General features: G+C 23.6%; 13 protein-coding genes. 11 read left to right on the forward strand and 2 right to left on the reverse strand.

Annotated elements, in window-relative coordinates:
* Positions 1–14: 14 nt before the first annotated feature.
* Positions 15–1,808: a translation elongation factor 4 gene (lepA, locus tag D9V59_RS01305; protein ID WP_158364349.1), complete on the reverse strand. Its 1,794-nt coding sequence runs from the start codon at positions 1,806–1,808 to the stop codon at positions 15–17.
* A 175-nt stretch (positions 1,809–1,983) separates the two neighbouring features.
* On the opposite strand from lepA, the gene mnmA reads away from it, so the two are divergent.
* From mnmA to ribA, 11 genes are all read left to right on the forward strand, one after another.
* A complete protein-coding gene (mnmA, locus tag D9V59_RS01310; protein WP_410051779.1) occupies positions 1,984–3,108 on the forward strand; it encodes a tRNA 2-thiouridine(34) synthase MnmA in 1,125 nt (374 codons plus the stop codon).
* A gap of 32 nt (positions 3,109–3,140) precedes the next feature.
* Positions 3,141–3,779: a high frequency lysogenization protein HflD gene (hflD, locus tag D9V59_RS01315; RefSeq protein WP_261979399.1), complete on the forward strand. Its 639-nt coding sequence runs from the start codon at positions 3,141–3,143 to the stop codon at positions 3,777–3,779.
* A gap of 27 nt (positions 3,780–3,806) precedes the next feature.
* Positions 3,807–5,177 carry an adenylosuccinate lyase gene (gene purB / locus D9V59_RS01320; protein WP_158364351.1) on the forward strand — a complete coding sequence of 457 codons (1,371 nt, stop codon included), beginning with the start codon at positions 3,807–3,809 and terminating at the stop codon, positions 5,175–5,177.
* An 80-nt stretch (positions 5,178–5,257) separates the two neighbouring features.
* Positions 5,258–5,848, forward strand: coding sequence for a transglycosylase SLT domain-containing protein (locus D9V59_RS01325; protein ID WP_158364353.1), 591 nt, complete (start codon positions 5,258–5,260; stop codon positions 5,846–5,848).
* Between the two features lie 86 nt (positions 5,849–5,934).
* Complete coding sequence (locus D9V59_RS01330) at positions 5,935–6,714, forward strand: enoyl-ACP reductase (protein ID WP_158364355.1); 780 nt, start codon at positions 5,935–5,937, stop codon at positions 6,712–6,714.
* Positions 6,715–6,934: 220 nt separating this feature from the next.
* The gene (gene rnb / locus D9V59_RS01335; RefSeq protein WP_158364358.1) at positions 6,935–8,872 is read left to right on the forward strand and encodes an exoribonuclease II; all 1,938 of its coding nucleotides are present in this window, start codon (positions 6,935–6,937) and stop codon (positions 8,870–8,872) included.
* 55 nt (positions 8,873–8,927) lie between these two features.
* Positions 8,928–9,572: a YchE family NAAT transporter gene (locus D9V59_RS01340; protein WP_158364360.1), complete on the forward strand. Its 645-nt coding sequence runs from the start codon at positions 8,928–8,930 to the stop codon at positions 9,570–9,572.
* 36 nt (positions 9,573–9,608) lie between these two features.
* Entirely contained in the window at positions 9,609–10,253 is a 645-nt protein-coding gene (lipB, locus tag D9V59_RS01345) for a lipoyl(octanoyl) transferase LipB (protein ID WP_158364362.1), read from the forward strand.
* Positions 10,254–10,324: 71 nt separating this feature from the next.
* Positions 10,325–11,281 (forward strand): lipoyl synthase, encoded by a 957-nt coding sequence (gene lipA / locus D9V59_RS01350; protein WP_158364364.1) that lies wholly within the window; start codon positions 10,325–10,327, stop codon positions 11,279–11,281.
* A gap of 127 nt (positions 11,282–11,408) precedes the next feature.
* Positions 11,409–12,119, forward strand: coding sequence for an orotidine-5'-phosphate decarboxylase (gene pyrF / locus D9V59_RS01355; protein WP_158364366.1), 711 nt, complete (start codon positions 11,409–11,411; stop codon positions 12,117–12,119).
* Between the two features lie 40 nt (positions 12,120–12,159).
* Positions 12,160–12,759 carry a GTP cyclohydrolase II gene (gene ribA / locus D9V59_RS01360; protein ID WP_158364368.1) on the forward strand — a complete coding sequence of 200 codons (600 nt, stop codon included), beginning with the start codon at positions 12,160–12,162 and terminating at the stop codon, positions 12,757–12,759.
* A 470-nt stretch (positions 12,760–13,229) separates the two neighbouring features.
* On the opposite strand, the gene cls is transcribed toward ribA, so the two are convergent.
* Positions 13,230–14,690, reverse strand: a complete 1,461-nt coding sequence (gene cls, locus D9V59_RS01365; protein WP_158364370.1) for a cardiolipin synthase — start codon at positions 14,688–14,690, stop codon at positions 13,230–13,232.
* Positions 14,691–14,930 lie beyond the last annotated feature (240 nt).

The raw sequence follows: 14,930 nt of genomic DNA on the forward strand, positions 1-14,930 counted from the left end.
TATATTTCCTTATACTAATTTTTATTAGTATTTAACATTGTTAAAAATACTGTTTTAGGTAAATTAACATTGCCTATTTTTTTCATTCTTTTTTTTCCATCTTTCTGTTTTTGTAATAATTTTTTCTTTCGACTAATGTCACCACCATAGCATTTTGATAAAACATTTTTTCTTAATTGTTTTATCGTAGAACGCGCTATAATTGCATTATTAATCATAGCTTGAATAGCAATATCAAATTGATGTCGGGGTATTAATTTTGTTATTTTATCAACTATTTCTCGTGCACGATATTGAGCATTTTTATAATAAGTTAGAATTGTTAATGCATCTATTTTTTCTGAGTTAATTAATATATCTATTCGTACTAATTTTACAGATTGAAAAAATTTAAAATCATATTCTAATGAAGCGTAACCTCTAGATACTGATTTTAATTCATCAAAAAAATTTAGAACTACTTCATTCATGGGTATGTTATATTTCAATGATACTTGATGTACATGATAAACTATATTTATTTGAACTCCTCTTTTTTTTATACATAATTTCATTACTGCTCCAAGAAATTTTATAGGTACAAGAATATTGCATTCTACTATAGGTTCTCTAATTGTTTTGATATTATTAATAACAGGTAATTTTGAAGGACTATCTAAATAAATTATTTTTCTATTTAGTAATTCTATTTCATAAATAACTGTAGGTGGAGTTGAAATTAAATTAATATCATATTCTCTTTCTAAACGTTCTTGAATTATTTCCATATGTAACATTCCTAAAAATCCGCATCTAAATCCAAACCCAAGAGCAGTAGAATTTTCTGGTTCATAAAATAAAGAAGCATCATTCAAACTAAGTTTTCCTAATGCATCTTTAAATGCTTTATATTGATTAGATATTACAGGAAATAAACCAGCATATATTTGAGGCTTAATCTTTTTAAATCCAATTAACATATTTTTTGCTGGATTATCAGTTTTAGTTAGTGTATCTCCTACTGGAGCAGCAATAATATTTTTAATACCACAAATAATCCAACCTACTTCTCCACATTGTAATTTATTTCTATTCAACTTTTTAGGAGTAAAAATTCCTAATTGTTCAACAAAATAATTTTTTCCTGTACTCATTACTTGTATTTGATCTTTTTCAAATAAAATTCCATTTTTAATTCTTATTAAAGACACTACACCTACATAATTATCAAACCAAGAATCTATAATTAAAGCTTGAAGAGGATTTTTCATTGAACCATTAGGAGAAGGAATATCTGTAATTATACGTTCTATTAATTCTTGTATACCTTGACCTGTTTTAGATGAACATCTAACAGCATCTACAGCAGATATGCCTATAATATCTTCTATTTCTTTAGCTACTTTATCTGGATTTGCATTAATTAAATCTATTTTATTTAATACTGGAACGATTTCTAAATTCATTTCTAATGCAGTATAGCAATTAGCTAGAGTTTGAGCTTCAACGCCTTGACTAGAATCTACAACTAATAACGCTCCTTCACATGCTGCTAAAGATCTAGAAACTTCATAAGAAAAATCTACATGACCTGGAGTATCAATAAAATTTAAATGGAATATACTTCCTGTTTTATTTTTGTAATCAATCATAACACTTTGAGCTTTTATAGTAATTCCTCTTTCTTTTTCTAAATCCATAGAATCTAGTACTTGATTAGACATTTCCCTTTCAGATAAACCACCGCATATTTGTATCAATCGATCAGATAAAGTTGATTTTCCATGATCGATATGAGCTATAATAGAAAAATTTCTTATATTTTTCATATTTATTTTATACCATTTTATTTTTTATCTATTTTAACATGCAGTAAAATATTTTTTACTATTTTTATATTTTTTTTTTAAATGAAAACGATTTAAAATAATAAATTATTATATTCTATATATTAAAGATATAATATACTTTAAAAAATTTTAAAAAACACACTTATACAAGATTATGATAAATATTATCAACATAAAAAAAAGAAAACGTCAAAAAGTAATTGTCGCTATGTCTGGAGGTGTAGACTCATCTGTTTCAGCATGGATGTTAAAAGAAAAAAAATATCAAGTAGAAGGTTTGTTTATGAAAAACTGGGAAGAAGATGATACAGAAGAATATTGTAATTCAACTAAAGATTTATCAGATGCAAAAAATATATGTAAAAAATTAAATATATATCTTCATACAATCAATTTTTCATCAGAATACTGGGAATATGTTTTTGAAAATTTTTTACAAGAATATACAAAAGGAAATACGCCAAATCCTGATATTTTGTGTAATCAAAAAATTAAATTTGATATTTTTTTAAAATACGCACTTCAAGAACTTAAAGCTGATTATATAGCTACAGGTCATTATGCTCGTATAAAAAAAATTAATGGAAATTATTTTCTTTTAAAAGGTAGAGATTCAAATAAAGATCAAAGTTATTTTTTATATACTTTAAGCAGTATTAAACTTAAAAAAATTTTATTTCCTGTTGGTGATTTAACAAAAACTAAAGTTAGAAATATTGCTAAAAACATAGATTTTGCAATATCTAATAAAAAAGATTCTACTGGAATTTGTTTTATCGGTCCTAAAAAAATAAAAAATTTTTTAAGTTTTTATATTAGTAAAAAAAAAGGTAATATAGTTACAACTTCAGGAAAAATTATTGGAAAGCATGATGGAGTTTTTTATTATACTTTAGGTCAAAGAAAAGGATTGGGTATAGGTGGAATAAAAGGAGAATATAATTTTCCATGGTATGTAGTAGATAAGAATGTTAAAAAAAATATATTAATAGTTGCTCAAGGATCTTGTAATAAACATCTTATGTCTATAGGTTTAATAGCTAAAAATATTCATTGGATTAATAATAATAAATTATCTTTTCCATTTTCTTGTATGATTAAAACAAGATATCGTCAAAAAGATATCAAATGCAATATAGAATATATAAATGATCAACATTTAAAAATACTATTTAATAAACCAGTTATCGCAATTACACCGGGTCAATCAGTAGTATTTTATTTATCAGAAATATGCATGGGTGGTGGAATTATTAAATCTAGATTACCATTATTATAACTTTAATTATTTTAAATAGTAAGGAGATAATTGTGATTAAAAAAATGTATTCAATTACATTATCACTTGCAGGTATTTGTCAATCAGCTTATTTAGTACAACAATTAGCTCATTCAGGAAAATGTGATCAAGAAGCTTTTCAAACATCTTTAAATAGTATTTTGGAAATTAATCCTACTTCTGTTATAAAAATATATGGTAATGATGAAAAAAATTTAAATATAGGATTAAAAATATTAGTTTCAGTATTGACTTTTTCTAGTAATTCTTATTCATATATAGAATTAATTAAATATATTTTTGATATGATGATTATTGAGAATAAATTAAAAAAAAATAATTTAGCTGTTTGTTCTTTAAAAAAAAAAATATTAATTATATCTAGTGAATACTATATTAGTAATAACATTAATATTTTAACAAATCAATTAGCAAAAATATATTTAGAGATAATTAGTACTTTAGGTTCAAGAATTCTAATAAAAGGTACAAAAATATTTCTGCAAGACTTTCAAATACAAGAAAAAATTCGTTGTTTATTGTTATCAGGAATTCGCTCTATAGTTTTATGGAAGCAATTTGGTGGTAATTATCTTAAACTAATATATTTTAGATATTATATTATAAAAAAAGCGAAAAAAATACTGTTTAATTTAAAGAAAACTACTTAGTTGTTATAAAATATAGGATCTAAAGATATGAAATTAAGTTCTCTAACAGCCATCTCTCCTATTGATGGTCGATATAGTCTTTCTACAATATTATTAAGAAATATTTTTAGTGAATTTGGTTTTTTAAAATATCGTTTATATGTTGAAATACAATGGTTAAAAAAAATGATTAGCATGTCTCAGACATTAAAAATCAATAACATTCCAGATGTAGAAATATTGTTTCTTGATAATATTCTTAAAGTATTTGATGAACAAGATGCTATTCGTATTAAAAGTATAGAAAAAAAAACTAAGCATGATATTAAAGCTTTAGAATATTTTTTAAAAGAAAAAATTTCTACATCAAAAAATCTTTCAATTATTTCTGAATTTATACATTTTGGATGTACATCAGAAGATATCAATAATATAGCATATGCTTTAATGTTAAAAGACGTTCGTTATCAAATAATTTTACCATTATGGAATAAAATTATAAAATTCTTAAAAAATATGATTTTTCAATATCAGAAAGTTCCTTTACTATGTTTAACTCATGGACAGCCAGCTACTCCATCAACTATGGGTAAAGAAATCGCTAATTTTTATTATAGAATGAAACGTCAATATATAAAATTTAAAAATATCGAAATATTAGGTAAAATGAACGGAAGTACTGGTAATTACAATGCACATTTAGCAGCATATCCAAAAATTAATTGGCATAAAATAAGCAAAGAATTCGTAACATCATTAGGAATTAATTGGAATCCGTATACTACTCAAATTGAACCACATGACTATATCGCCGAATATTGCAGTTGTATATCGCTATTCAACACAATACTAATTAATTTTAATCGTGATATTTGGGGTTATATCTCTTTGAATTATTTTAAACAAAAATTAATAAAGGATGAAGTAGGTTCTTCTATTATGCCCCATAAAATAAATCCAATTAATTTTGAAAATTCTGAAGGTAATTTAGGATTATCTAATGCTTTGCTAGGTCATATGATTATAAAACTGCCTATTTCTAGATGGCAACGTGATTTAAGTGATTCCACAGTATTACGAAATTTAGGTGTAGCTATTTCTTATGGAATCGTTGCATATGATTCTGTTTTATTAGGACTTTCTAAATTAGAAATTAACGAATCTCAATTATTACATAATTTAAATGAAAATTGGTCTGTATTATCTGAAGCAATTCAAACTGTTATGCGTCGTTATGGAATTCAAAATTCATATGAAAAATTAAAAACTTTAACTCGAGGAAAAAAAATAAATAAAGATGTTATAAAAAATTTTATTTCTAATTTAAATATTCCAGAAAAAGAAAAAACACGTTTACAACAAATAACTCCTTTTAATTATATTGGGGCCTCTAGTACAATTGTTAAGGAAATACAATAAAACAAAAAGTATTGTTTATATATTTTATAAAAAATTTTTTATATTTTTAAATTTTAAAAAAAACATAAGGAATTATATTTATGAAATTAGGAATTATAATTATTTCTATAATATTATTAACTGGATTCAATAAATTTTTACATACTGAATCAAATTTAAAAATGAATTATTCTATAACTAAAAAAAGTATAGAAAAAAAATTATATAAATGGAATTCTTTTATTGAAGAAGCTTCTCAAAAATATAAGGTTGATAAAAAATTAATTCAATCTATTATTTATGTAGAATCTTCTGGTAATCCTAATGCTAAAAGCAGTTCTAATGCAATTGGATTAATGCAAATAAAACCTTCTTCTGCAGGATTAGAAGTTTATCGCTTTTATGGTAAAAAAAATCAACCTTCTATCGAAGAATTATATAATCCACAAAATAATATTAATATAGGAACTGCTTATCTTAATATTTTGCAAAAAAGCTTAATAAATATAAAAAATAAAGATATAATGAAATATGCTACGATCATATCATACGTCAATGGAAAAAGTGCATTTCTTAAAATATTTGCTAAAAACAATAAAGAAGCAATAGCTATAATTAATCAAATGACATTAAAATCTTTTTTTTCATACGTAAAAAAAAACATCCAGCAAAACAAGCATTTCCTTATTTAATAAAAGTAATTGAAATTTATAATCTAATATAAAATAAATTTAAATAATTATAGCATTATTTCATGTCCATAATTGAGACATATAATATGGGATTTTTAAAAGGCAAAAAAATTTTAATCACTGGTATTTCAAGTTCGAGATCAATTGCTTTTGGTATAGCAAAATCTTTATATAATCAAAACGCAGAATTAGGATTTGTATGCAAAAATGAAAAGATATGTAAAAAAATAAAGCCTATTATAAAATCGATGCAATCTAATATTTTACTATCATGCGATGTTTCTAATGACGAAAATATTAAAGTACTTTTTTTAAATTTAAAAAAAATATGGAAAAAATTTGATGGTTTAGTACATTCTATCGCTTATTGTCCAAAACAATATTTTTATGGAGATTTTATTGATAATATTACTCGAAAAGGTTTTAATATTTCTCATGAAATCAGTTCGTATAGTTTTTTAGCTTTAGTTAAAGAATGTAGAGAAATGTTAAATGATTCTTCTTCTCTTTTGACTTTATCATATATAGGCTCTCAAAAAGTCATACCAAACTATAATATTATGGGTGTATCTAAAGCTTCATTAGAAGCAAGTGTTCGTTATATGGCATATACTTTAGGAAAAAATAATATTCGAGTGAATGCTATTTCACCTTGTCCTATTAAAACTATTTCTTCATATAAAATTAAAGATTTTAACAAAATACAAAATTCTTGTTATAAAATGTCTTGTATAAAAAAAACAATTACTAGTAAAGATATAGGTAATGTCGCTGCTTTTTTATTATCTAATTTATCTCTCGGAATTACCGGATCAATAATTTATGTTGATAATGGATTTCATTTAAGTAGTATAAATATACTATAACAACATTTAATATAATTAAATCATGTTTACTGTAAAAGTAAATAATTTTTTTAATAAAACATTAAATATATGATTTTTTAAAAAATTAGTTATTATAAAATTTACATAAAAATTTAAAAAAAATTTTCATGTTATTTTATAAATTATTTTCATTTTTACCTTAATTTTTTAAATTTATAAAATTATTAATTTTTTACTATGACAATTAGGCTATGCTATTATGTTTCAAAATAATCCATTACTTACACAGTTAAAAAAAAATCTACATGCTAAAACTCCAAGAGTTGAAGGCATAGTAAAAAGCACTGAAAGAGGATTTGGATTTTTAGAAATCGATTCACAGAAAAGTTATTTTATACCTCCTAAGAATATGAAAAAAGTAATGCATGGAGATAAAATAATTGCACTATTAAAAATAGAAAAAGATAGAGAAATAGTTCAACCAGAAAAACTAATTGAACCTTTTTTAAACAGATTTGTTGGAAAAATAGAAGAAAAAAATAATAAATTATTTATAACACCAGATTATCCTTTCTTAAAAGATCTTATAATATGCGAGCCTAATAAAAATTGTATTAATATGTTTCATGATGGAGATTGGGCAGTTGCTAAATTAATAAAACATAAACTTAATGGAGATCATATTTTTTATGCAGAACTTATTGAAAGAATTATAAAAAAAAACGATCCTTTTATACCATGGTCTGTAACTTTAGCTAGACATTGTCTTGATAGACAAGAACCATTAGTAGAACAAAAAGATTTTACATTAAAAGAAAATCATTATAGAAAAGATTTAAGAAATTTAGATTTTATTACTATAGATAATTTAAACACTAAAGATATTGATGATGCTCTTTTTATTTATAAAAACTCTGATAATGAATTTTGTTTAACAGTAGCAATTGCCGATCCAACAGCATATATAGAATATGGAAGTAAATTAGATATAATGGCCTCTAAAAGAGGTTTTACTAATTATTTGCCAGGATTTAATATTCCTATGTTACCGAGAAACTTATCAGAAGATATCTGTTCATTACATCCTAATCAGTCTCGTCCAGTATTAGCTTGTCGCATTATTATACAAAAAGATGGTAGTATTTCTAAAAACATTCATTTTTTTTTAGCATGGATTAAATCTAAAGCAAAATTATCTTATGAACACGTTTCGGATTGGATTGAAAAATCTGGAACATGGACACCTCAAAACAAATCTATTGAAAAACAAATATCACTTTTACATCGTTTATGTTTACTCCGTATAAAATGGAGAAAAAAAAATGCAGTATTATTTAAAGATAGTTTAGAGTATAGATTTCATTTTTCTGAAACTGGAAAAATTTTAGATGTATTCGTAGAAAAAAGACGTATTGCTCATAAAATAGTAGAAGAATCTATGATAATTGCAAATATATCTGCAGCTAATTTTTTATCTAAAAATTTAGGATTTGGAATATATAACATTCATACTGGATTTGATCTTATTAATGCTGAAAATGCGGTTTCTTTTTTAAAAAATTATAACTTAAAATTTAGTGTTAAAGAAATTACAACCCTAAAAGGTTTTTGTAATCTTAGACGTGTTTTGAATATATTATCTGATAATTATATTGATAGTCGTATTCGTCGTTTTCAATCTTTTGGAGATTTTAGTATTATACCTGGTCCTCATTTTGCACTTGGTTTTTCAGAATATGCAACTTGGACTTCTCCTATTCGTAAATATAGTGATATGATTAATCATCGTTTATTAAAATCCATTATAAATAAAAATCAAGCAATAAAACCAAGTGAAGAAATAAAATCTAAAATCAGTGAACAAAGAAGAAAAAATAGAATGGCTGAAAGAGATGTTTCAGATTGGCTTTACACTATATTATTACAAGATCAAAAATATCAAAATAAAATATTTAACGCTGAAATAATTGATATTTCTAGAAATGGGATAAGAGCTAGATTAACAGAAAATGGCGCAAATGTTTTTATACCTGGAACGTTTTTACATCCTATTAGAGAAGAAATAACATTTAACCAAGAATTAGGTAAAGTTTTTATTAACGGTGTTGTGCATTATAAAGTGTCTGATTATATTCAAGTAACTTTATCAGATATTAAATTAGCAACACGAACTATTATTGCTAGACCTGAGTATTAAATATTTAAATATTTTAAATAAGTTATAAAAATTCAATATAAATCAGGAGTATAATATGAATATTTCAATATTTGATTTGTCTATATATATAAAATTTTTTATAGGTTTATGTGCTTTAGTTAATCCAATTGGAATGATTCCTATATTTACAACAATGACTAATCATCAGTCTTTATTAGAAAGAAAAAAGACTAATTTAATAGCTAATATTGCTGCATCATTAATTTTATTAATATCGTTATTTTTTGGTGGTAGCATTTTGAACGCTTTTGGTATTTCTATTAATTCTTTTCGTATTGCTGGTGGAATATTGATTATTAGTATTGCTTTTTCTATGATAAGTGGTGATTTTATAAATAAAATAAAATCAACTAGTCATGAAGAAAAAAAAACAATAGATAACATTAGCGTTGTTCCTTTAGCTATGCCTTTAATTGCAGGTCCTGGAGCAATTAGTTCAACTATTGTTTGGAGCACTTATTACTCCACTTGGATGAATTTATTTGGATGTAGTTTTGTTATTTGTTTATTTTCATTAGTTTGTTGGTTATGTTTTCAAGTTTCTCCATTTGTTGTTCAAATTTTAGGAAAAACTGGAATTAATGTTATTACTCGTATTATGGGATTATTACTAATGTCTCTTGGAATAGAATTTATTAGTGCTGGTATTAGTTCTATTTTTCCAAAATTATTACATTAATATTTTTAATATATTAAATTCTTATTGGATGGTTTCTTGAAAAATAATATTATTATTTTCCGTCATTTAGGATTAGAACATTGGCGTACTACGTTTAATAAAATGAATGCTTTTACAACATCACGTAATTTATACACGTTTGATGAAATTTGGTTTGTTCAACATTATCCAATTTTTACAAAAGGACAGCTAAATAAAGATGAAAATATAATTCATCTTAATAATATTCCTTTAGTATGTGCTAATAGAGGAGGTCAAATTACGTACCATGGACCTGGACAACAAATATTATATTTTTTAATTAACTTAAAACGTCGAAAAATTAGTATTCGTGAACTCATTGATATTATGCATAAAATAATAATAGAAACATTAAAAAATTTTTCTATAGAATCATATATTAAAAAAAAATCACCAGGTGTATATGTGTATCAAAAAAAAATATGTTCTTTAGGATTAAGAGTAAAAAAAGGATCTACCTTACATGGTTTAGCACTAAATGTTAACATGGATTTAAAACCATTTAAATATATTCATCCATGTGGAGATGCAAAAATAAATATGACACAAATAAAAGATTTTAATCCTAACATTCAATTAAAAGACATAAGAACTATTTTAATTGATAATTTGTCTAAATTATTTAATGTGATTATGATAAATGGTAAAAATATTAAATAATTTTTATTAAATATAAAGAAATTAAATAAATAATATGTATTTAAATACCTGTACTTGAGATAATAAATCTTATGAAGAAAGATAAAGATATTTTTTTGAAAAATAAAATATCAAACAAATCGAATATTATTCCTACTAAAAAAATTTATAATACTTCAAACATATTAAAAAAACCTGATTGGATAAAAATTAAACTACCTATTAGTACATCTCGTATAAATTATATAAAAAATGCTTTAAGAAAAAATAATTTACATTCTGTTTGTGAAGAAGCACATTGTCCAAACTTATCTGAATGTTTTGATAATGGTACTGCAACGTTTATGATTCTTGGTTCTGTATGTACAAGAAATTGTCCTTTTTGTGCAGTACTTCATGGAAAACCTGATGCTATAAATATAGAAGAACCAAAAAAATTATCGAATACCATTTTTGATATGAAAATTAATTATGTAGTGATAACCTCTGTAGTTCGTGATGATTTATACGACGGTGGCGCTCAACATTTTGTTAATTGTATTCAAGAAATTAGAAATAAAAATAGAGTAAAAATTGAAATATTAGTTCCTGATTTTAGAGGAAAAATAAATTTAATTTTAAAAATTTTTGAACAATCATTACCTGATATTTTTAACCATAATATAGAAAATATTCCAAGAATGTATAAAAAAATTCGTCCTGGAGCTAATTATAAGAGATCATTGTCTTTATTGGAATTATTTAAAAACAAATATCATAATATTCCTACTAAATCAGGTTTGATGTTAGGACTTGGTGAAAAAGATCATGAAATTATTAAAGTAATGAAAGATCTTTATTCAAGTGGAGTAACGTTATTAACCATTGGTCAATATCTTCAGCCTAGTTTTCGTCATTTACCAGTAGAGCGATATATATCACCTTTAGAGTTTGAAAGTCTTAAAAAAGAAGCGTTATCTATCGGTTTTACTAATGCTTTTTGCGGTCCTTTTGTTCGTTCATCATATCATGCTAGTGTTCAATCTCATTTACCTATTATCAAAAAATAATATTTTCTATCTTTTTGAAAATTATTTGTTACCAATTTTTTATATTATATAATTTGAACATTTTTTATTTAAAAAAAAATATATAATATTTTTACTGATGTAAATTATTTATATTAGAGGCTTAATAGTGTTAGATCTTAATTTTTTTAAAATCCCAAAAATTATTATTGCATTAGACTTTAACAATAAAAAATCAGCTATGGAACTAGTGAATCTTCTTGATCCTAATATTTATTATTTAAAAATTGGAAAAGAAATATTTACAATTTTAGGCTGTCAATTTATAAAAGAATTGCATAAAATAGGATTTAAAATTTTTCTTGATTTAAAGTTTCATGATATTCCAAATACTGTTTTTAATGCTACAAAAGCAGCAGCAGATTTAGGAGTTTGGATGTTAAGTGTTCATGCTTCTGGTGGTAAAAAAATGTTAATTGCAGCAAAAAAAGCCTTACAATCTTTTCAAACCGCTCCTTTATTAATCGCTGTTACAGCATTAACTAGCTTAAAAGAAAAAGATTTAAAAGAAATTGGAATTCAAATTTCATTAACAGATTATATTGTGAAATTATCAAAATTATCTAATGATTGTGGTTTAGATGGTATAGTATGTCCAGGGCAAGAGTCAAAAAAAATAAAGTTTTTATTTGGCAATACATGCAAAATTATTACACCAGGTATTAGAATTTCTCAAGATTTATTATATGATCAAAATAATGTCATTACTCCTAAAGAAGCTAAAAAATTTCAAATAGATTATATAGTAATAGGACGTTCTATTACGATGTCAAAAAATCCAATAAAAAAATTAGATGCAATAATAGAATCTATGCAATAAATATTTTAAAAATATATTTAATTCTATATTAGGAAAGTTCATGCAATTAAAAAAAATAGATAAAGCTATATTACCTACTCCTTGGGGAAATTTTTTTATATTTGGTTTTGAAGAAAAACAAAATGGTAAAAATCATATAGCTCTTGTATATGGTAATATACAAAAAAATACTCCTATTCTTTCAAGAGTGCATTCAGAATGTCTTACAGGTGATGCTTTATTTAGCTTAAGATGTGATTGTGGAAATCAACTAAAAATGGCTATGAAAAGAATTGTCAAAGAAGGTAGTGGTGTTTTAATTTATCATCGTCAAGAAGGAAGAAATATTGGTCTTCTTAATAAAATTAGAGCATATGCTTTACAAGATAAAGGATTCGATACTGTACAAGCTAATCAAAAACTTGGTTTTTCTGCAGACGAAAGAGACTTTTCATTATGTGCTGATATATTTAATATATTAAATATTAATAAAATTCGTTTACTAACAAATAATCCTTTTAAAGTGAAAATGCTTTGTAATGCTGGAATAAATATTGTAGAAAGAGTTCCTATTATTACAAAAAAAAACTCTACTAATGCTTATTATTTAAAAACTAAAGCTGAAAAAATGGGCCATTTATTACATGAGTCTAATAATTAATGTTAATCAAAATTTATATTTTTTTTGGTTTATTTTTTTGTGTTTTATTTAATAAGCAGGGGTTTTTTATAAACCCCTAATAAATATTATTATAAAAAATTTTTATATTTCATATTTTTATAAAATATAATAGATAATTATTAAGAATAATTACTTGTTTGTATATGTGATTTTTTAATGTTTTTATGTAATATATTAAAATTAATTTTTATTTATAACTCATTTAAATTTGTATTTTTAGATATTAATATTTTTTTGTATTTTAAAGATTTATAATTCTTTATATGATATATTTATTTTTTGTTCTTTTTTTAACTTTTCTATAAAACGTTAAATTGATTAATATTTTTTAAAATTTTAAAAGGTATATATATTTATATGTATATAAAATTTATAAAATATTTTTTATAATTTTCAGTATTACACTGGTTTTCAGTGTTATACTGATCAGTAGTATTTTATATTTACAACTATAACAATGGACTTAAAAAATAAAAAATTTTTTCAAGAATTATCATCCAATATGATCTGGTAGACCAGACTTTTTTATCTAATAAATAAGAATCAGAAATATATTGGTTTTGTATACAAAATAAACTATTTCCAAAATTACTATCATCAATAACTAAAGTAATTTCAAAATTCAACCAAAGACTTCTCATATCTAAATTTACAGTTCCAATAAGACTTAATTGTTGATCTACTAATATACTTTTACTATGTAATAATCCTTTTTTAAACTGATAAATCTTTACTCCAGCTTCTAATAATTCACTAAAAAAAACTCTACTAGCCCATTTTACTAAAATAGAATCGTGATATAAAGGTATAATAATGCTAACTTTTACTCCTCTTTGGGCAGCTGTACAAATAGCATATAACAAATCTTCACTAGGAACTAAATAAGGAGTAGTCATAATTAATTCATGTCTAGCTGAATAAATAGCAGTTAATAATGCTTGATGAATCATATTTTCTGGGAAACCTGGTCCTGATGCAATTACTTGAATGCTAGAATTTTTATTAGATTTATTTTCAACGATTTTATTTTTAGGTAATGGAGGTAAAATTTTACAACCTGTTTCAATTTCCCAATCACAAGAGTAAATTATACCTATTGTTGCTGCTATCGGTCCTTCTATTCTTGTCATTAAATCAATCCATTGACTAATTCCTGAAGATTTTTTAAATAAATAAGGATCAACAAGATTCATACTACCTGAATATGCAATGTAATTATCTATTAATACAATTTTTCTATGTTGTCTAACATCTATTCGTCTTAAAAAAACTCTGATTAAACTAACTTTTAATGCTTCTACTATTTGAATACCAGATTCTCTCATGATTTCAGCCCAAGGACTTTGAAAAAAATCAATACTTCCCGCAGAATCTAACATTAATCTACAAGTTATTCCGCGTTTTGCAGAATTAATAAGAGCTATTGCAACATCATCAGCTATTCCACCTGGTTTCCAAATATAAAATACCATTTCTATATTATTACGTGCTAAATAAATATCGCGTATTAACATTTGCATTATTTTTTCAGTATTAGTTAATAATTCAATTTTATTACTTTTAATTCCAGAAATACCTTGTCTATGTTTGCATAATTGAAATAATGAATTAGCTACTTCACTATTATTCATTTGAAAAATATAGGTACATGATTTTAGTTCATTAAGCCATTTATTAGAAATAGACCAAATTCTATTTGCGATTTTTTTTTGTCTTTTTCCTAAATATAATTCACCAAAAAAAAACCAAATAGAAATTCCAATAAGAGGAATAATGTATACTATTAAAAGCCAAGACATGGAAGAGGGTATGCTACGACGTTTTATTAATACTCTAAAAGTAATATTAGCAATAATTAAAAAATAAATTGAAAAAACTAGATATTTTATTACATGGTAGAAAATATCCATTCATTGAAGGTCCTATTCATACTTTTTATTAAAAGTGTCTTATATTTAATTAAGTATTCTTTTTATTTTAAACAAAAAGAATAAAATAATTCATTAATAATCAAAATTTATTTATTAGTATTTTAAAATTAATTTTATTTAGTATTTTAAAAAAATAATTAGTTAATAACTATATAATTGTATATTTTTTAAAAAAGAATTTAATAAAATTATTTTGAGCATTGTAAAAAAATTAAAAAA

The sequence above is a fragment of the Buchnera aphidicola (Artemisaphis artemisicola) genome (assembly GCF_005082365.1).
In the GTDB taxonomy this organism is placed as follows: Bacteria; Pseudomonadota; Gammaproteobacteria; order Enterobacterales; family Enterobacteriaceae; genus Buchnera; species Buchnera aphidicola_AR.